Origin of the sequence: Nocardia pseudovaccinii NBRC 100343 (assembly GCF_001613225.1) — a bacterium.
GTDB classification, from domain to species: Bacteria; Actinomycetota; Actinomycetes; order Mycobacteriales; family Mycobacteriaceae; genus Nocardia; species Nocardia pseudovaccinii.
Genome location: NZ_BDBY01000307.1, coordinates 1 through 21,022, shown reverse-complemented (window position 1 = coordinate 21,022; position 21,022 = coordinate 1). Strand labels below are relative to the sequence as shown.

At 66.6% G+C, this 21,022-nt stretch carries 7 protein-coding genes; 3 read left to right on the top strand and 4 right to left on the bottom strand.

Annotated elements, in window-relative coordinates:
• Positions 1–29 precede the first annotated feature (29 nt).
• The 3 genes from NP3_RS35965 to NP3_RS35955 all read left to right on the top strand — a co-directional run bounded on the left by NP3_RS35965 (position 30) and on the right by NP3_RS35955 (position 16,160).
• Positions 30–13,574, top strand: coding sequence for an MFS transporter (locus tag NP3_RS35965; protein WP_063046184.1), 13,545 nt, complete (start codon positions 30–32; stop codon positions 13,572–13,574).
• 110 nt (positions 13,575–13,684) lie between these two features.
• Complete coding sequence (gnd, locus tag NP3_RS35960; protein WP_063046183.1) at positions 13,685–15,130, top strand: NADP-dependent phosphogluconate dehydrogenase; 1,446 nt, start codon at positions 13,685–13,687, stop codon at positions 15,128–15,130.
• 295 nt (positions 15,131–15,425) lie between these two features.
• Positions 15,426–16,160 (top strand): response regulator transcription factor, encoded by a 735-nt coding sequence (locus tag NP3_RS35955; RefSeq protein WP_063825007.1) that lies wholly within the window; start codon positions 15,426–15,428, stop codon positions 16,158–16,160.
• A 139-nt stretch (positions 16,161–16,299) separates the two neighbouring features.
• Here NP3_RS35955 and NP3_RS35950 read toward each other — a convergent pair whose 3' ends face one another.
• From NP3_RS35950 to NP3_RS35935, 4 genes are all read right to left on the bottom strand, one after another.
• Entirely contained in the window at positions 16,300–17,694 is a 1,395-nt protein-coding gene (locus tag NP3_RS35950) for an MFS transporter (protein WP_063046182.1), read from the bottom strand.
• Positions 17,691–17,870, bottom strand: a complete 180-nt coding sequence (locus NP3_RS35945; protein ID WP_063046181.1) for a hypothetical protein — start codon at positions 17,868–17,870, stop codon at positions 17,691–17,693. The genes NP3_RS35950 and NP3_RS35945 overlap by 4 nt, the downstream gene beginning before the upstream one ends.
• A 141-nt stretch (positions 17,871–18,011) precedes the next feature.
• Entirely contained in the window at positions 18,012–19,184 is a 1,173-nt protein-coding gene (locus tag NP3_RS35940; RefSeq protein ID WP_063046185.1) for an FAD-dependent oxidoreductase, read from the bottom strand.
• Between the two features lie 79 nt (positions 19,185–19,263).
• The coding region (locus NP3_RS35935) for a LuxR C-terminal-related transcriptional regulator (RefSeq protein ID WP_218024993.1) at positions 19,264–21,022 on the bottom strand (1,759 nt) is incomplete at its 5' end.

The following is a 21,022-nucleotide window of genomic DNA, read 5'->3' as shown; positions in this document are numbered from 1 at the left end:
CCCCCGCCGAAGAACACCTCTCCACAGTCATGGACACCGCCGGTAAACAACACACCATCGACGAACCAGCCACCGCGAAAGAACCCGACACCACACGCGGTATAGAAGAGGGCGTACCCGAAGACGGGGCAGCACTCAGCACACGCAAAAAGGGCAACGTCACCGTCGGCACCCCCGGAATGCTCGGCCGCGGATTCGACGCAGTCGTCGACGCTGACGTCAATAACTTGGGCGGGGTGCATGCCCACATGCTCGGCCGCTCGGCCAACCCCGACACCGACGCCCAATGCGCCGCACGCGCCGGCCGCAACGAACGCAACGGCAGCTACCGCTTCAACAACACCATCAACGGCGACCTCTACAGCCAGACACACAACACCCACGCCAAGATGGCGATCATGCACTACAAGACCGCTGCAGCCGAACACGCCCAAGCTGTCAGAGACCACACCAAAGCGACCCGTGCAGTCGACACACTCGATCCCACACAATCGGCCAACGCCGACAGCGCCGCCATTGCGGCAGCAAGGGCGAAAGTCGACGCCACAGCCGCCGACATCACCACAGCCCAACAGAAAATCCACACAGCCGAACAACAACTCCACAACCTGACCCCCACACTCCAAAACGAAGCCGCCGAACAGGCCCGCCTCGAACGCGCCAACCGGCGTGCCAACCAACCCCACACACCACCCGCCACAACCCCCCACCACCCCAACGCACCACCGGCCGCCGACTCTCCTCGGACCTCGCACACCCCAGGGCAGGCGCAGCGACCACCCCAACCCATCCCCGCACTGCCTTTCACAGCGCAGGCGTTCGACCCCGTCACCGCCCAACAGCAGCAACTCGACCAACTCGGCACCACCCTGCGCCACCAGGAGCCGCCCACCACCGCGACCAACCAACCCGCTGCCCAGACCACAAACGCGACCACCTCCGAAACGCCATCGGGCACACCCGCCTGGCAAAGCACCGCCGCACCGGGTCGGTCCGACACCAGCGCGGCCAGCACGCCCGCACCTACCCATGCCGCCGCCCCGGTGCCCTCGCGGCCGATCGTCGCAACCAATTCGGCGTTCCTGTCGAGAGCGTCGGACACCTTCCAGGACGAATCCTGGGTCGCGCGTCCCCCTGGCAGCCGTCACGACCCCGCCATGGTCACCGCTGTCGATCCCGACAATCCCATCGGGCCGAGCGCTCGCGTTCCACACCAGGAACCCGCTGCACATAACCAACTGGATACCAACGGGCACAACGAAACCCACGCTTCGGCCGACCAATCGTCAGTATCCGCCGTACCAGCCACGGGCGGGCCCCGGTCGGCACCCGCCATTTCGGGCGAAACAACCAGGGCAGGCTCGCCGCACATAAACGATGGGGTGCCGACGGATTCGACCGACGCACCACGGCAACCACCGACATCCGACTCGCCGGACGAATGGCCCACCGACGACATGATCGCGCTCGTGTCGTTGGCGCGGCAGGGTAACCGCAGTGCCGCCCAGACACTGAACCGACGCCTCGAGCGCGCCACCGCGCAGCGCGTTTCCGCTGCGCTCGGCTGGGACCCGGCCTCTGGCATACCACCGGAGCCGGTTCGGCGACTCGCGTCCACGATAAGCATCATCGCGGTGCATGCCGCCGAACGCGGCCGTTGGGCCGTCCCGCCGGGCCTGGACATCGGCGATTGGCTGTTCGAGGCGGCACGGAATACGTTGCACGACAATTTCGCTCAGTTCACGGTCGGCCAACGTCAACTCCGCACCGACGCGGCGGACTCGGCGCGCCACCGCGTCGCTCTCACCGACCGGCAGGCCGCCGAGATCGACCGGCTCACGCGGCAGGTGTGGGCTCGGGCTGAAGAGTCGGCTTCGCCGGAGCACACGGGGTATGAGCCGATCGATCCACGTGCGTACACCGCCGACGACCCGTTGCGAATCCAATTCGGAACCGAAGTGTTTCGACGCGCCCTGGCGACCGTGAAAGGCCGCACCGAGTACAGCGAACTCGAAATCGACGACGAACAGCAGCTCGCACTGGAGATCACCGACCAGGTCTTCCGCACCGCCGGGCATCGGTTCCGCGCAACGCCCGAGGCGGAAATCGGACGGCTGCTCGCCATCGTCTGCGGAAATACGATCCACGATCACCTGGAATCCGCTCGGCTACTGCAACGAATCCTGCATGCCCTCCCGGAGAAAGTGCGCACCGGTCGGCACGGGCGCCATCTCGCTCGCGCCGACCGACCCGAGCTCCGACGGCGCCTCGCCGCCCTGGAAGAAGCGAATCCGACCCAATATCGGTGCCTGGTACTCCGGCACGTGCGCGGGCTGTCGCCCATGGAGACGGCCGAGGCAATGGGGTGCGGCGTCAGCGTGGTCGATGCCATGGAGTATTACGCCGCGCATGCGATCGCGGAAGTCCCTGCCGCACAGATTCCGTCGTACCAAGAGACACCGCACGACAACGCAGCACCGACGGTCGGCGATCGGACCAGCACCGATGACTCGGCCGAATCGAGCGAGGCCACGTCCACCGGGAAGCGAAAAGACCGTGATCTGACCGATCATGAGATCCGGGTACTCGCCCGGATGGCCACCGGCGGCGAAAATGCCGAAATCGCACAAGACCTCGACGTATCCGTCAATGTGATAAAGACGAATGTCAAGAATATTCTCCGGCTGCTCGGTGTCGGCAATCGAACCCAGGCGGTGGCGGCGGCTCTTCGACGAAGAATCCTCGATATCAACGACATTCCGCAGCCGAAGTCAAGGCCACCGCGTCCACTGTTGCCCCAGGAGCTCGCGATCCTCGACCTCGTGGCCGAGGGGGCCAAAGACGATGCCATCGCACGAGCCACCGGCGTGGACACCAAATCGATCAGAGCAGCGCTGGATCGTCATTTCCTGGAGTTCGGCGTCCGGGACCGGACCGCGGCCGTGGTCGAGGCGTTTCGCCGGGGAGACCTCTATCTGGATCCGGTCCCTGCCCCCGGTACTCCGCTCGACTCGGTTATCGAAAATCCGCATCCAGCCGACGAAATCGTCGATGACACATCTACACCCGCCCAACCGACCATTCCGCCGACACCGACAACGGAAATCGACCGATCCGAAGCGTCCCACCGCTCGCGACCGAGCGATCGAGAACGCCAGGTGCTTCGTCTGCTGGCACAGGGCCTATCTGCAACGGAAGTCGGTGCGGCACTGTCCTTATCGCCCCGCACGGTCCACAGCTACCTCGAACGCACCGGACAAAAGTTCCACACCAGCGGAATGATCCCCACGATCTTGGCGGCCGCCCGGGCAGGACAACTCGACGATGACACCGAGCCGCTCGAGCCGGTGGAGCTGTCGGGTGACGAAGCCGAGGTCGTTCAGCTGGTGGCGCTGGGCCGGACGAACCGGGCCATCGCGACCGTGGTGGGATCGGACCGGGTGACGCCACTGCTCGCCCAGCTGTACGAGCGGCTCGGTGTCGATACCAGGGTCGGCCTGGCATTGGCGGCGCAACGCCGAGGACTGCTCGCCGGTTCCGATCCGGGGCCGATCGACATGCCGAAGCGCACCTCGAATGCCGCGGCCCGCCACACCGGACCCGCCGCCGCGCGGGTCGGTTCACCGACGGGCCCCGCAGCGGCGACGTCCCCCGATCCCGCTGCCCTGCAACAACTTCGCACCGAGTTGCGCCGGGCACGCGTACCCGCCGAGACAACCGAGCTCGCACAGCTGTTGGATGTGGACCCGTCGCTCCTCCGCCCTGGACCGATGCTGCTGGCTCTGTACACCATCCAGCAGCAGATCCGAGGCGCGAGAATGGCGCCACCGGCCGTCGCCGCGGTGGCCGAACCGATCACGCGATGGATCCGATCCTGGCTCGAACTACACGAGGTCACCGAGACCGCGACCAGGCAGGGGGCGCAGGTCATACGGGCTGATCCGGTTGTCCAGCGGGACTTGGCGAATCGGAACAAACAGCTGATAACTCAACTGGTCCGAGCGCTCGGACTGTCGCGACAGGGACCGATCGGCCACACACCCGAGGCCGATCCACTGACTGTGCTGCGTCAGGTTGTCGATGCGACAGGGTCCCCGGCGATCAGTCGTCTCATCGATATGGTCGCGGCATTCCTCGCCAATTACGACAGCGCGGAAGCGGCGCGCACTTTCGATGTCGTGCAGGTGCGGGCGATCCGTCGCAGATTGGCCGACGCGCTCGCATGCGCACCGCATGAGGTCGATCGCGCACAGCTGCTGGCGCTGGGGCTCAGTCCGGCGGAGGTGGACCGAACGCCTACCCGGTCCGATATTGCCGAATTGGCCGGGGTGCGCGAAACATTCGTCGACCAAGTGCTGGACAGCGACGAGCCGACATATTCCGAGCCAGCGCAGCGGGTACTGATCGCGGCGCAATGGTTGGACTGCCTCGACTCGTTCGAAGATGTCGTCGATCCCGCCTTCGTCGATCAGCGCTTCGTCGCGCCACGGATCGTCGACGGCACGTTCGCGCCGGTCCGGTTTCGGCCGCAACCGCGCATGACCGACGTGGCGAACAGCATCGGTATGCCACCGTCGACGTTCAGCCGGGCATTGCGCGGGGTCGGCAGCCCCGGCCGGGTGCGTCAGGCACGAGCCGCCGCCGACGAGCTCGACCATTGGTACCACCAGACCGGGCCGACCAGCACCGAAGCGCTCGGCCGCAACCCCGATGTCCGCACGTACACCGACGAGCGCGGACTGCACTCGGACGCCGAGCCGACGCCCGCGCCCGCGAATGGCAGCACCCTGAGCAAAGCCGCTGCCGGGGCGCCATCCGGTGTCACGACGGCGGCGCGGATCCCGTCCGCGCCCGATTTGCCGGAATCCCCCGTGCCACGTCCCGACGCGGAGGCCGAAAAGTACGTCAAACAGGCGATCGCGGCGGACCTGTTCCTGACCTACGGAATCGAGGTACTCGGCCTGGACCAGCCGACGATTTCCATCGATACGGCGATGTCGATCCGAAATGCGATCGTGGACGAGTTGGCCCAGAACGGGCCGGTGCGGATAGACGCGATAATCGTCGCGCCTCTGGAAAACGGCACCTACGCCGCCGCCGGCAAGATACTGGACGGCCCGGAGCATATTGTTTTTCTCAACAAGACATACTTCGGACACCCGGAGAACTTCCGAGACGAATTCGAACGAAAGGTCGCAGCGCGCTGGTTGAACGGACCGACCGGCAATCCCGCCTATGATCTCATTCGCCACGAAATCGCCCATCTGCGGGATCCGCATCATCTGTCGAAAAGCCCTGACCCGCCGTATGCCGACCTGGTCGCGAAACGCACGGCAGGCACACTACATCCAGATGCTCGCTTCGATCGACGTCGTGACTACACCGGTTGGCTCGAGGCAAAGGCATTCGGCTTCCTCTACACCCATTTTGCGGGACTGAAGCAGGCAGGCGCCATCCCTGCGGAAACCCGGTTCAACGATTGGCTGGATCTGCTCAACGGTTACAGCCGAGAACTGAAGCAGCCCGATGACGACAGTCGGCGCCGGATATTTTCCGATGCCGAAAAGAACACGCTGGGTGTAGCTGAGCCCGCCCTCGGCGATCGGCCCGTCTTCAACCCGAGGGAGACGCTCGCAGAGGCGAACAATGCGTTCGGCAATAGCGCGCCCGACGATTTCACGCATCCGGTCTACGCGCTACAAGCGCTCATGCGCGGGGTCCCGGTAGCGCGAGTATGGCGAGATGCGAAGCAGCGCAACGACCAGGTGGCCGAGCGAGCAGAAGATCGCGGACCGGTACCCGCGGCGTCCGGGTTTCAGGCGAGTATGCGTCCCGACGGGGTGCTGGTCGGGCTGAGCCGGAGATGGGGTGACCTGGATCCCGATCAACAGCATGCACAGAAGACCGAAACCCCGGTCTTGATGGCGGTGGGCCGGGATGGTCGACTGAGCTTCGGCTTGGACGAGTTGGTCCACCTGGTGGATCGTCAGCTGGCCGAAATGTGGGGTGCCAATTCCCGCAGTCATGAATCCGATAGCGGCGAACCGCTGTCCGGATTCTCCGAATGGGACTGTGCGCCCGCCGGTGAGCTGGCGCAACGATTGCGCGTGGTGTCCGAAATGTCTTGGGAGCGGGCCGAACTCCTGCGCGGCGTACGGCAGGCACTTGCCGCGCCCGATGGTCCGGCCGAACTGCTCGGTCTCGGTGCCTGGGCCGAGACCGGTGCCGCGCAGGCATACCTGGACATCGCCGACCTGCGTACCCGGGTTCAGCAGGCACTTTCCCGCCCGGATATCGGAGACCGGGCGCGCGCCCAGCTACACGCACTGTCGAGTCACATCGATGCGATCACACTGCAATGCGGCTATCTCGACACCGCATTGGCCACCGCGCGTGCCCGAGCTGAGCAATTGGCGGTGGGGTACGTTGCCACGGCCCGGGGCGGACTGGCGCTGGGACCGTACGGACGGATCGTCGATGGCGACCGGGTGGAGCTGTTCGAAGGGCGGGACCAACCGTCCGCGGCGACCGAAATGCTGCGGAATATGTTGCGGCAGCAGGGAATTCCTGTAGTAACACGCCGGGTTCGAGTAGATCCGACCGGGCGGGTCCTGGTCGAAGACCTCCCGGAATCGGTGCGCACGTCGATCGCCCACCGCCAGGATCGGCTGTGGCGGCTAGGCACTCGCACCACCGACACTCAACCGTTGCCCGCACCTGAATCGCCGTGGCAGCCCGGTACGACGAATCAATTGCCGCAGGCGCTGCCCGCGTGGGGTGCGCGGATCACCGACGCACAGCGCAAGCTCGCGCGCACCGCGGCCGTCCGGCAGCGACTGTTCCCCGCGCCGGTCGATCCGGACCGGATGACCGCGGCGGACACGACGAGACAGCGCACATTGCTGGCGCGCCTCGAGATGCTCACCGAGTACCTGGACACAATCAGCGTGCAAGCCGCGGCAGCCGCGGCCGAGCAGTGCTCGGATCTGTTGCCGGGACAACGATTCGGGCACTGGGCTCGCCTCGACGGCAGCCTGCTCACGGTTGTGGCACCGGTGGCCGATCCGGACCAAATCCTGCCGCAACGGACGCGGGAAGCGTTGGCGCAAGCCGGGATTCGGATCGCGTACCGGCATGTGCGGGTCGATAGCCAGGGCCGAGCATGGACTACAGAACTCATCCCCGCGGATCCGATCCAACTGTCTGCGCCAACCGTCGATCAATCCGCGCGATCACTCATCGACAGCGCCGTCGAGTACCTCGATCAGCGCCTCGGCCGCTACGGCGTAACCCATGCGTCCGGCGACCCGATACCCCTGCCGGAGTTGCTCGATAACCGCGACAACCTGGTGGCCGAGCGTGAGCGTGCCCGCATCGCACGAGATCGATGGCGTGCGGAGCGCGCCCGGCTGTCCACCGCCCGCAACGCCACCGAGTCGGCGGCATACGAAGCCGCGACGGAAAACGCGGCACTATTCGAGCGGGAATTCGACCGCTTGGACAGCGAAGTCGCGCGACTCACCCGGCTCGCTTTCGACAGCGCCGCGCCCACACGGCGCGCGGGTCGGGACTTGGCGCGCCGCATGCTCCGATCCGACGCCCGGACGCAGGGTCTGGTCGGCACGGCCCGCACGCCGGACCTGCTGCAGGCCATCAGCGATCAGCTTGTATCACATCTCCAGGCGGTTTCACAGCAGCTCATGGCGGATCTCGACCAGCCCGTCCCCGACGAGGTGTTCGACAGGGATATGGCGCTGGCGGCGATGTTGGAAAACATCAACGATCACCGAAACACACGGTCGCAAGATCCCGACAATACGGATCCTCCGGTCGATACCACTCCGCAGCCTGAGATCGGCACGCACTCGGCATTCGCGCGAGCCGCTGCGCGGCAGACGCTCGAACCTACCCCGCGACAGCGGAATCCGACTGAAGCAGAGCCTGTCGAATTAGCGCCTGCGGACGCGGCTCCCCACGGCGCAGACAAGTCAGCGCCGACTCCGTGGCAGAAGTCGGTTTCGCCTCAGGGACCACAGCCGTCGGATGGTGTGAGACCCGATCAGGCTCTCGATATCGTGGGTGGTAGGCCGAGTAATTTCAGCGAACCGCCGCGGGGCGATCGGTCGGATGCGCTCGACGTGCTGCACGCGTACGGAAGGGACAGAAGGGGCCACGCACACCGGCCACCCGGGGGCGGCAGGCACATCCGCTCGGCGAATGATGGTGGCACCCCGTGGTCCGCGCTGAAACGTAGCACCGACAAGCGATTCCGGCACACACGCGAGACTCCGACCGCGACCCCGGCCACCGAGTCGAACGCGATCGATATCGAACCCGTACTGCCGGATCGTGCCCAGGCGCTGGTGGACCGGCTCGGGCTGAGCCCAGTCCAGTTGAGACAGTTGGCCGGCGGCGCCATTGTCCTGCTGCGGGATCATCTGGGCCCGGACGCGACATTGTTGTCCTTGACGACACCGATGGATCCCGACGACGTGGCCCGGGCTTCGGCCGCCCGCGCCCACGCGGTGGCGCGATGGTGGAACTCGCTCACCCATCCGCAGCAGGCCGCCCTGATCCTGCGGCATCCGCATCAGATAGGTAATGCCGACGGTGTTCCGTACTCGGTTCGGGACGAGGCGAACCGGCGATCGATCATCGACGACATCAAAGGCTTCCTCAAACGCAAGGACAATGCCGATCACACGGGACTCCTTGCCGAGGTGAGGACACCGCTCGGCCTCGGACAGCGCGGCCGCGCACTCTCGCCCGAGCAGAAGGTCCATCTGACCAATCTGGTGAGAACCATCCAGAACCTGGCCGCACTCGAGCGGGACGTACGTGAGTTCGGTTCGCCCCCAGTGCAATTGATCGCATTCGAGGCGGCCGCATACGATGGCGACGGCCGCATCATCGTGTCGATCGACGATGCCGACGAAGCGGCGATCGTGACACGGCAACTCGGCGGCGTGGGTAATACGCTGCTGAAATTACCGAAACGAGTGCAGGCCGGTATCGCGCAGTACGTCGAGTCGGCGCGGCATAATCCGGGCGTCCCGACGGCCACCATCATCGATATCGGTTTCCATCATCCGAACACGATCGAGGAGATCAGGTCCTCGGAACTCGCCGAGCAAGGCGGCTATATCGTGGCCGCCGACATCGCCGCCTACGATGCGACCCGCACCGCCTGGGCGAACCTGCCCGGAGGTGCGGCACGGCCGCGACTGAGAACCGTTGTCGCACACAGCTATGGCTCGACCACACTGTGCTACGCGGGCATCGGAGGACGCTTGGCCGCCCATCTCGATCAGGTGGTGCTGACCGGATCCCCTGGTGCCGGGCCGATGGCTCACGCGGACGAATTCGGCATCGGCGCCGACAACGTATTCGCGGTGGCCGACGACCGCGATCCGGTGACGAAGGCCGGGGGCGCGACCCCGGAGCCGACCGACCGGTACTTCGGCTTCACCCACGGCAGTAACCCGGTCGGTCCCTGGGGTGCGGTCCGGCTCACGGCCGCAATGCCGTCGACCGTCCGCAGTGTCAAGCGGATCCACGGCGGCTACCTGATCTACTTGAAACCGCGGCAGCCGACAATATCGCTGCGCAATGTCGCCCTGGTCTGTGCGGGCAGAGCCGACCTGGCCGAACGTGCGCCGCACCGTCGCGCCGCCGATCCGATCGGTCGGCTGCGCGACCTGCGCTGGTGGCGTGCCAACGAGACGGCACTCGCCGTTGTTATGGGTGACGATGAACCGGAAGGTGCGGCCGAGGCAAACCGACTGGCGGACAACGGAACCCGGCTTGTCGTCGGCCCCCCGGCACTCCCCGCCACGTGGTCGCCGTGGCGGCGACCCGGAGTAGGCGAACTCGATCGCGCGCCCGCGCGCGCCGGTGCCGTATCTGACCTGGCAGCGGCTCTGGACCTGCCCGAGGGCAAGCGTCCGGCCGCGAGCGGCATCGATCGCGATGCACTGGAGGCGTTGCGCGAGCGACGCCGCACGGGGGTGGTATTCGCGGCCGACCCGAATCTGGGCGACGACGCGCACGCCTTCAAGCCGACCGGCAGCCAGCCGAATCCGCCTGCCGAAGAACCGGTTTCGCTGCGACAACTCCTCAGCACGAACAAGCCGTACCGGCGGCTGTACATCTCGAACGCCCTCACCGGCGTGGGTGACAACGTGCAACGGTCGGCGCTCCCGCTACTGACACTGGATCTGACCGACTCACCGATGGCGGCCGGTTTGACCTCGTTCGCGCTGTTCCTGCCACAAGTCCTGTTCGAACTCCCCGCCGGTTATATCGCCGATTTCCACGATCGGCGGCGGACCATGCTCCTCGCGCAGGCCGTCGGTCTGACGAGTACCGCGGCCACCGGCGCGATGGTCCTGTTCGGAGCATCGGATCTCGGCACCGCCCTTGCCGCCGCAACCCTGGTCGAGGGCACCGCGGCCGTTTTCTACCTGCGCAGTCTGCGATCGACGGTCCTGGACCTGGTCACCTCCGCACAGCGGCCACGAGCGAACCGGCTATCCGAAATCGAAGTCGGCATAGCGACTACCGGTGGACGTGCGCTCGGCCCCATCCTGCTGGATGCGGCGAAGTCGTTGCCGTTCATCACCAATGGCGCGACCTACGGGTGGAACCTGGCAACGCTGTTTCGGATGCGCGACTCCTTTCCACCCCATGCCTCGGCGGACTCGCACCGCTTCGGAGATTCGCTGCGTCGCATGGGCGAGGGGCTGCGGACGGTATGGCGGGAACCGTTCCTCCGCGAATATTCCGGTCTCACGATGCTCACCAACGCCAGTTTCGCGGCCCTCAACCTTCGGACCGCCGCCGTGCTCGACGCTGCGTCGGCGCCGGGTCTCGCCGCCGGAGCGGTGTTGGCCGCCTCAGGTGCAGGTGGCGTCGTGGGTGGACTACTGCCGGTCCGGTTTATCGAGAAGGTGCGGGCTGATGTCGTGTATCCAGCGCAGCTAGCCGGTTTCGCCGGTGTCGCCGCGCTGCAGGCGGTCAGCACCGACCCCATTGCGATAGCAGCGGGCGCATTCGGCGTCGCGGCGCTCGGTGTCAGTATGAATGCCCGGGTCGCGGCCTACGATCAGGCGGTCCTGCAGCCGAGTCTGTATGGCCGGGCGACCAGCGCGAAGAGCATGTTCCTCGGAGCAGGCCCGGCAATCGGCGGCCTACTCGGCGGCGCCGTGCTGTCGTCCCAGGGCATCACCCCGGCGGGCTGGATTCCGGTGGCCATCGTCGGCGCCGCCGCGGCCGGAGCTGCCATCCGCAGGCTGGTCAACCGAGGCCGTGGGCTGCTCGGATTCCGTTGGCGCCGAGACGAAGCCGCGCCCGCGAGTACTGCGGAACCGATCCCGGAACCCGTATCCGAGGCCCAGCGGGCACTACCCGACCACGCGGATTCATTCACGCGGGGCCGCGCAGGTACCGACCGCGACTTCGCCGCCGCGGCGCACGCGTATCTGTCGGATCTGATCACCGTCGCGAGGCATCACCTGACGCACGCCGACGATCGCGCCGCAGGACTCGATTTGCTGAGCCGAATCACCGATGTCCTGTCGGTGGTCGATACGCGGCTGGCACTCGGGCAGGCACCGGGGACAGCCCATCACGAACTGCGGCAATTGCACAGTGAACTCACGGCGCTACTCGACGATGCGGCGCAGGACCGCGGCGACGAAATATCGGATTTCGCGTCCTCCCGGCTCGCGCCCGCAACGCCCGGCACGACCGCACTGGACCGAACACTGACGCGGTTGCACCGAGTGGGTCACCCCTTCGGGGATTGCATCACCCGGGTTTCCCGCGCAGCCTGGGCGCTCGGCGTCGACAACGGTGTCCAACCCGTGCCCGGCGAAAACGACTGGGAAGCCCTCGAGGACGCCGTCACCGCACAGCTCACCCCGGTGTACCTGCCGAGCACCCCGACCGCGGGCGATCCACTCGCGTCGATCGTCGAAGCCGTCCGCAACAGGCACAACCGAACCGACAGCGCGGTAGTCCTCGTCGATGACGGCACCGAGATGCACAGCTATCTGGTCACCGAAGTCGACGGCGAGGTTGTCGTGTTCGACACCAACGTCGAGGACCTGGACTCCGACGAGCCGTCGACGCCCCGTGTCCGAACACATGACAAGTGGACGCAGTCCTTCACGCACATCGAGGAAGCCTTCGTCGCCTATCTGAAATCCGGCGACAACAAGCTGATCGCGCGCGACGAGCCCATCCCCGACGCCGCCCGATCATTCCCCCGCCGCGGCCCGATCACCGGTCCACCAGCCGACGCCGACGTGGCCGCCAACGAGATGCAACCCGCCCCGGCAACGGGCGAACAGCACGAATCTACGAGCAGCGGCACGGCCCGTACCGAACCTGAACCCGAGGTACAGGAGAGTCCGCGGACATTCACCGCCGAGGAACTCGAAACCATCGCCGACCTGAAGCGGCAACTGCTCGAGATCGAACCGAAGGCCTTCGGATACATCCGCGACCTGCCGCTACCCGAGCCAGGGGAGCCGTTCGGCGCCGAGTGGGTCAGCAATCGGGGCGCATGGTTCGACGCGTTGTTCTCGGACGAAGTCGAGAAGCTACGAGAGGTGGAGCTCACCGAGAAGGACTACCTCGAGTTGGGGCGGATCCTCGAGCGATTTCCGGTCTATATCACCCTGACCCTGCTCGTCGCAACGGGATTGAAGGTCGAGCAGCTGCTGCATCTTCCCCGAACCAGCCCGGGCTCGCTGTTCTTCAAACAGGTCAAGCGGGTGCAGGGCGATAGAACAACTATCGTCTACAAGTTCCGGACCATGCCGGAGGACGAGCAGGAAAAGCCGAGCAACCGCGATACCGCCGACCGCATCAGCCGGGGGCAGCAGTTCGTACGCGACACCTCGTTGGACGAGCTCCCCCAGCTGCTGGCGATCGCACGCGGCCGGATGCAGTACTACTCGGGCAGGCCGATGCTCGACGGCGACCGCGAGCGGATGCGCAGGGTGCTCACCCCCGACGAATTCGCCTTCTGGGATGCGCACCCGAAGGACGACCTGTGGTCGGCACTGCATTTCCCCGGCTGCCGCGCGCTCGACCCCGATTCGGACGAGTACCTGCGCTCGCGATATCTGGCCGCGCGGCTCTGGTCGATGATCGGCAGTCGACGAGCCGAGGAGTACATGATGCAGGTCGTCGACCGGTACTTGCTCGGAATTCTCCCCGGAAAACTGCGCGAATTGGTGTGGGGCACCGGAACCGATGTGCTCGCCGGTGTCGGCCACATCCTCGGGCGGATCGGCAGCTGGACCCAGCGCATGGCCCTCAGCGTATTTCCAGATCCCGACGCATCGGCGGCAGCCGTCACCGACGGCCCAGCAGATGATCGAGCACCTGTCCCGGCGCGGGGTGCGATGCCCCCTGGTGCCGACACAATGGCGGCCGCCCTCGGCATCAGCCCGCAACGTGCACGCGAAATCTGGGTGGACCAGGCGATCGCCCCGGTGCACGGCGGAGCGAACCCCATGGTGCTCACCGGGTTCGGTCCGGAAGACGCCGGACGCCGGGACTGACAAACTCCGCCGACACCGGCAGGTGCTGCCGAACACGAGCGAAGGGCCGGACGGGACTAGGGCTAGGCTTCGGACCGAAGGGAACAAGGCCGAATGGAGAGGGCTGATATATGGCGTCCGCAACAGCATCCGCACAGATCGGGGTTACCGGCCTGGCGGTCATGGGTAGCAATATCGCCCGGAACTTCGCCAAGCACGGCTACACGGTGGCACTGCACAACCGCAGCATCGCCAAGACCGACGCGCTGCTTGCCGAACACGGCGGCGACGGCAACTTCGTGCGCACCGAGACGATCGAGGAGTTCGTCGCGGCCCTGGAGAAGCCGCGCCGAGTGCTGATCATGGTCAAGGCGGGCGACCCGACCGATGCCGTCATCGAGGAACTGGCCGCCGCGATGGAGCCCGGCGACATCATCATCGACGGCGGCAACGCGCTCTACACCGACACCATTCGCCGCGAGGCCGCCATGAAGGCGCGCGGGTTGAACTTCGTCGGCGCGGGCATCTCCGGTGGCGAAGAGGGCGCGCTCAACGGTCCGGCGATCATGCCGGGCGGCCCCAAGGAGTCCTACGAATCCCTCGGTCCGCTACTGGAATCCATTGCCGCGCAGGTGGACGGCACGCCTTGCTGCACGCATATCGGACCCGACGGCTCCGGGCACTTCGTCAAGATGGTGCACAACGGCATCGAATACGCCGACATGCAGCTGATCGGCGAGGCCTACCACCTGTTCCGCGACGCGCTCGGCTTCGACGCCAAGCAGATCGCCGATGTGTTCACGCAGTGGAACTCCGGCGAACTCGAGAGCTACCTCGTCGAGATCACCGCCGAGGTGCTCGAGCAGGTCGACGCGAAGACGGGGCAGCCGCTGGTGGATGTCATTGTCGACGCGGCCGAGCAGAAGGGCACCGGTCGCTGGACCGTGAAGTCCGCACTCGATCTGGGTATCCCGGTCACCGGTATCGCCGAGGCGGTCTTCGCACGGGCGCTGTCGGGTTCGCGGGCGCAGCGCAAGGCCGCGGTCGGTCTCGCCGCGGGCAAGCTCGGCGAAAAGCCCACCGACGTCGCACAATTCACCGAGGACATTCGCCAGGCGCTCTATGCGTCGAAGATCGTGGCGTACGCCCAGGGCTTCGATCAGATCGCCGCGGGCAGTGCCGAATACAACTGGAACCTGCGTCCCGGCGATATGGCCACCATCTGGCGTGGCGGCTGCATCATCCGGGCCCGGTTCCTGAACCGGATCAAAGAGGCCTACGACCAGAACCCGGAACTGCCGAGCCTGATCCTCGCCCCGTACTTCCGCGAGGCGATCGAAACGGCCATCGACAGCTGGCGCCGCGTGGTCGCCACCGCCACCCTGCTCGGCATCCCGGTACCCGCGTTCGCGTCCTCGCTCTCCTACTATGACGCCCTGCGCGCCGAACGGCTGCCCGCGGCCCTCACCCAGGGTCAGCGCGACTTCTTCGGCGCGCACACCTACGAGCGCATCGATGCGCCGGGCAAGTACCACACGCTGTGGAGCGGCGACCGCAGCGAGATTTCGGCCGACTAGCTGAGCACGATTCCCAATCGTGGCAACGCCTTACCGTTGTAGTCGTGCCGCGGGACGATCCGGTTTCCGGCTTCGGGCGGTGTTCGAAGCCGGCGGTGACATCTCGCGGCCCAACGGAAGTTGAACAGGGACTTTCCACAATATTGTGTCGGCCCCGACCTACCGCTGATGCGGATATTTCTGCTCGAGATGGCGGATGATCTCATCGCGCCACTGCCCTAAATTTCGAATTGCAGTAGCCCGGCCCCGGCGAAAAGCCGGGCGGGCACAGCATTCGAGCGCAGAGGGATCAGGTATGCGGTTGATCGTGGTCGACGACAACGATGATGCGGGCGACGCACTGGTGCACAAGTTGCGCCTGCGTGGGCACCACGCCGATCGCAAACGTAGAGGCTCGGACCTGCTGGTTACCCACCATCGCTATCACGCGGTCATCCTGGACCTCGACCTGCCGGATATGTCCGGGCTGATGGCGCTGCGCAAGCTGCGCGAGGTCAGCTCGGTGCCGGTGGTCGTGCTCACCGCGGATACCGATGAGCGCTCGGTGGTGCGGGCATTGCGCAGTGGTGCCGACGACTACCTGGTTAAGCCGCCGCGGGTAGCCGAGTTGGCGGCCCGGCTTTACGCGATCACCCGACGGCTTCCGGTGCCCGCCGTCCCCACGCCGACAACGACGGTCGTCGCGGGCGATGTCCGGGTGGATCTGACGGCCGGGACGGTCGAGGTCGGCGGTCGAGAGGTGCAGCTGACCCGGGTCGAATTCGCGGTGCTGCGGGCGCTTGTCGAGCAGCCGGGTACGGCGGTCAGCCGGGAGCAGCTACTCGATCGCATCTGGGGCGATGCGTTCGTCGCGGTATCGCATGCGCTGTACGTGCACGTCAATGCGCTGCGCACGAAGCTGAACCGCCCTGGACTGATCACCACCATCCACAGCTACGGCTACCGGTGGAATCCGAGTGCAGCCGTGATGAATTCGGTCGATACCGAGGAGTCGATGGCGGTCGGCGCCCTGGCAGGGCACACCGCCTGACCGGTCCGTACTGCGGTGGTCGCGAACGCCGTGGCCCCCTTCCAGCTGGCTGCTGGGCCGGTCGCTATCCGTCGAGCGCAGTCAAATGGCGGTGCCACGGGACGTGTCATGCCGCGTTTCGACTGCGCTCGGCGAGCGGTCAATCCGACGATCGGGGCATCAGGGCCGCGGCAAGGAGCGCGCCGGTGAGGAGCAGTGCGCCACAGATCAACAGGGCAATGCGGAAGCCGCTGCCGAACGCGACGGCATCGGTGAGTCTCGCGCCGGAAATGCCGACAAGCCCCGGCAGCGCGGCGACGGCGAGCAACTGAGCAGTGCGGGCGACCGCATTGTTCACCCCGGAGGCGATCCCGGAATCCCTTGCGGAAACCGCGGCGAACACCGCACCCGTCAGCGGAGCCACGAACACCGCCAATCCGATACCGAGCATGACGGTCCCCGGGAACACCGCACTGAGATAGGTTGCGCGCGAGCCGATCCCGGTCAGCAGAACCGCACCGCAGGCCGCGAGCGCAGGCCCGAGGATCATCGGGATCCGTGCGCCGTGCCGCTGCGCCCACCGACCGGCCGACGCGGACGACACCAGCATGATCCCGGTAATCGGCACCGTCGCCGAGCCCGCCGCCAGCGGCGAATACCCTGCGACCACTTGCAATTCCAGTGGCAGCAGGAAGTACACGCCGCCGAGACCCGCGTATACCGCGGCTGTCACCAGGTTGGCCGCGGTGAATACACGCGAGGTGAACAGTGCGGGCGGCAGCAGCGGATGATCACCGCGCAGCTGGACCCACGCGAATAGCCCGAGCAGTGCCACGCCGAGCAGCGACATCCATCCTCGCCCGCCGATGAACCCATAGGTCAGCGCACCCAGCCCCGCCACGGCGGTCGCCGCACCCGGCAGATCGAGCGGCCGCGCATCCGCATCCCGCGACTCCGGAAGGTAGCGCACCGACACAACGGCGACTGCCACGGCGAACGGCACGTTGACGAGAAATACCGAGCGCCACCCGGCCAACTCGGTCAGCCAGCCACCGGCAATGGGTCCGACCGCCTCGACAACGCCGATCAGCCCAGCCCACACGCCAATTGCGGCACCATGGTCTCGGCGATCGATTGTCGCCGAGATCAATGCCAGGCTGCCCGGCGTGATCAGCGCACCCGCGATCCCTTGCAGCACCCTCCCCGCGACGAGCATTTCCATCCAGGACGCGACACAGCACAACAGGGATGCCAGCGCGAAACCGACACTGCCCCAGATGAATACCGTGCGTCGCCCCAGCCGATCCCCCAGCGCCCCACCTACCAGGATCAGCGATGCCAGGGCCAAGGTGTAGCCACCGACTACCCACTGCAGATCGGCCACATTGTCGCCGAGACTCGAACCGATCCGCGGCACCGCGATATTGACGACCGACGCGTCGAGCACCACGACCGCAGAGCCGAGCACCGACGCCGCGACAACCCAGCGTCCGGTGACCGAACGCAGGCGCGGTGGTGCGGGCGCGACCAGGTTCGGTGCGGCGAGATCGCTCATCGTCTGCAAGCGCCGCGTTCGATCAGTTCCCCGGCCTCCGCCGCCGCGAGCGCATCGGCGGATCGGCGAAGCAACCACCTGCGGCTGCCGGTCAGTCCCCGCAGGACATCGGCGCGCAGCGCAGCCGCGAGATCGTCCTCGGTGAGCTGGATATCGATACTGATGTGAGGCCGCACTGGCTTACTCCGATGGATGCTTAATCGCCGACGCAGGATCAGGTGTCGCGTACAAACCTTGCGGTCCACTTCTCCGACAACGGAATTCTCGACGCCGTCCCCACGCCCCCGCCAACCGGCGAATCGCAGATTTACATCGGCTTAAGTTTGGCCGCGCTGCGGATCAATGCCGAGTTCGGAGAGGTTCATGGCCATCTTCTGGTGCACTGCGGGGACCCAATCCAGTGCACGCAGCACCGTATTGCGCAGACCGCGCAGGGGTGCGCTGCCGACGGTCGCGACGCGTGTCATCTTGTCCGTGAATGCGACGACGCTCTCCGCGACCGGCCGTCGTTCGGCCTCATAGGTATCCAGGACACTGTCGTCGGCACCGTCACGTATGACCGCGGCGAGCTTGGCGGCCAAATTCAGCCCGTCCTGCAGTCCGGTGTTCATGCCCTGTCCCCCGGCCGGACTGTGCACATGCGCGGCGTCACCGGCGAGGAAGATCCGCCCGGCGCGGTAGTGCTCGGCCAAGCGGTGGTGCACACGGAAACGGGAGCTCCAGACGATTTTCTCGACGGTGGCCGGATTCCGCTGCGGGCCACGGGTACTCAGCAGATGTTGCACGTGGAAGTGGTCGGGCTGCGGCGGGGCATCGTCCACGGTGGCCACGATGCGATGCCGTCCGCCCGGCAGCGGTGCGATGACCGTGACGCCTTCCGGAGAGAAGTACAGCCGGATCTCCGCATCCGGCACATCACCGCCCAGCACCGCATCGGCCAAGACGAATGATTGTGCGTAGGTGTCCCCTTCGAAGGCGATACCGGTCTGTTCACGGACCAGACTGTGCATCCCGTCGGCACCGACGACATAGCGTGCCCGAATCACTTCGCCTGCGGCCGTAGTCGCGGTGACACCGTCCGGATCCTGCGCCAACGACGTCAGCTCACACGGCCGCGTGACCCGGGTGCCGGTGGCCTCCAGTCGCTCCAACAGGATCTGCTCGGTGCTGTCCTGCGGAATCAGCAGCGTATAGGGATAGTCGGTGGGCAGATCGTCGAAGCCGACATGCAGCAGCACCCGGTCGCGTTCGCGAACGGTGGCCTGCGGCACGATGATTCCGCGCGCGATCATTTTCTCGGTGACGTCCAACTCGGTGAGCACCTCGAGCGTGCGGGCGTGCACGACGGCGGCGCGGGAGGTGTTGTCGCCCGCGGCCTGTTTGTCGATGAGGACGACGGAAACGCCCTTTTCCGCGAGGGATGCGGTCAGCGCCATGCCGACCGGTCCCGCGCCGACGACGAGCACATCGGTCTGGGTGGGAATGTTCATGTCGGTGACGCTACGGACGGACACATCGTGGCCGCGTCCGTCGAATGACTGTAGTAGCCAGGGTGATTCGCACGCGCGCTTAAGTCATGGCGTACCTGGCGAGCTCGGCGCGCGAAGCCACACCCAACTTGGGGAACGCCTTGTACAGGTGGTAGCCGACGGTCCGCGCGCTGAGGAAAAGCTGAGTGCCGATCTCCCGGTTGGTTGCCCCGGTCGCGGCCAGTCGAACCACCTGGAGTTCCTGCGGAGTAAGCGAAGCCAGCGGATCGGATTCGCGGCTCTGATCCGATATCGAGATCCCGGTCGCCCGCAATTCCGCCGCCGCGCGCTCCGACCACGGACCGGCGCCGAGCAGATCGAAGGTCGCCATGGCCGCCTGCAAATGTGTCCGCGCCTCGACACGCCGGTTGTGGCGGCGCAGCCATTCGCCGTACATCAGCTCGGTCCTGGCCTGTTCGAAGGGCTGATCGCCGCGCGCGTGCAATCGCAGTGCGCGCTCGTAGAGATCGGCCGCATCGCCATCGGTCAGCAGGGCGTGACAGCGATGCAGGACCGCGAGCGCCCATGGCTGGCCGATTGCCTTGGCCCAGTTGGCGAACCGAGTCAGCGCCTGCTGCGCGCGTTGGGGATCGCCGGTGCGGACGGCGGCCTCGACATAGTCCGGATAGGCGTAGCGCCAGACGAATGCGTGCCTGCCCGGGCCCGCTGCCGCCTTGTCGAGCCGGTCCAGCACCTGCGCATACCGGCCGTAACCGGAATCGAGTGCGGCAAGGGCGTAGGTGGCCCAGGCCAAGCCGGTCATCCACATCCCGCCCTCCTCGATCGCTTCCGCCGCGAGTGCCGCGCATTCCTGCTCGGCACCCGCCGCGCCCGTCAACCAGGCGGCGATCCCGGCCAGGTAGTACTTCCAATAGTGCTGGCCGATGTCCTCGGCGAGCCGCCGTCCCTCGGCCGCGGTGGCCCGGGCGGCGCGATGTCGCCCGGTCGCGAGTTCGGCGATCGCGAGCATCATCATGGCCTGTGGCATCCGTCCGATCCGCCCTGCGCTGCGGCAGGCGTCGACCAGCCGCGTCGCGTCCCGGTACATACCATCCACATCGCCGCGTGCGAAGCCCAGATAGGCGGCCACGACGTGCAGGTCGATCGGTAGATCCGCGACATCGCCGAGGTCGTGCGGGGCAATATTGACCGCCAGCCGATCGCCCTCGAGCAGCAGGCGGATATCGCGGGCGAGCGCGTGGATCGCGTGCTGCGGCCCGCACACCCGGGCGGCGAGTTCTTCGGTGCGGCGGGCCAATACGAGTTGGTCCGGATGCGGTCGGCTGGACCACGTGTAGATCGCGGCCCAGCCGAGCATCGCCCAGGCCTGGTGATCCTGTGTGGCGGCGAGAGCGAGCACACCGTCGTGCAGCAGGCGCGTGGCCTCGAGCGGATGCCCCGCCTCGAAGGCCAGACCGGCGCGCACCCTGGCGAGTTCCGCGACGATCGCTGGCTCGATGAGTGGCGCCCTGGAGCTCTCACGCTGCGCCGATTCGGTTGTGCGCTCGATCGAGCCGAGGTTCGCACGCTCGGCTACCTCGGGCAGACGCGGGGCCACCCCAGGCGGGAACTCCGTCAACTCGGGCGAACCCTGGGCCACCCCAGGCGGGAACTCGGCCACCTCGGGCGAACCCTGGGCCACCCCAGGCGGGAACTCAGTCAACTCGGATCCGCGCCGGGCCAGCTCAGGCGGGAACTCAGTCAACTCGGATCCGCGCCGGGCCAGCTCAGGCGGGAACTCAGTCAACTCGGATGCACGCCGGGCCAGCTCAGGCGGGAACTCAGTCAACTCGGATCCG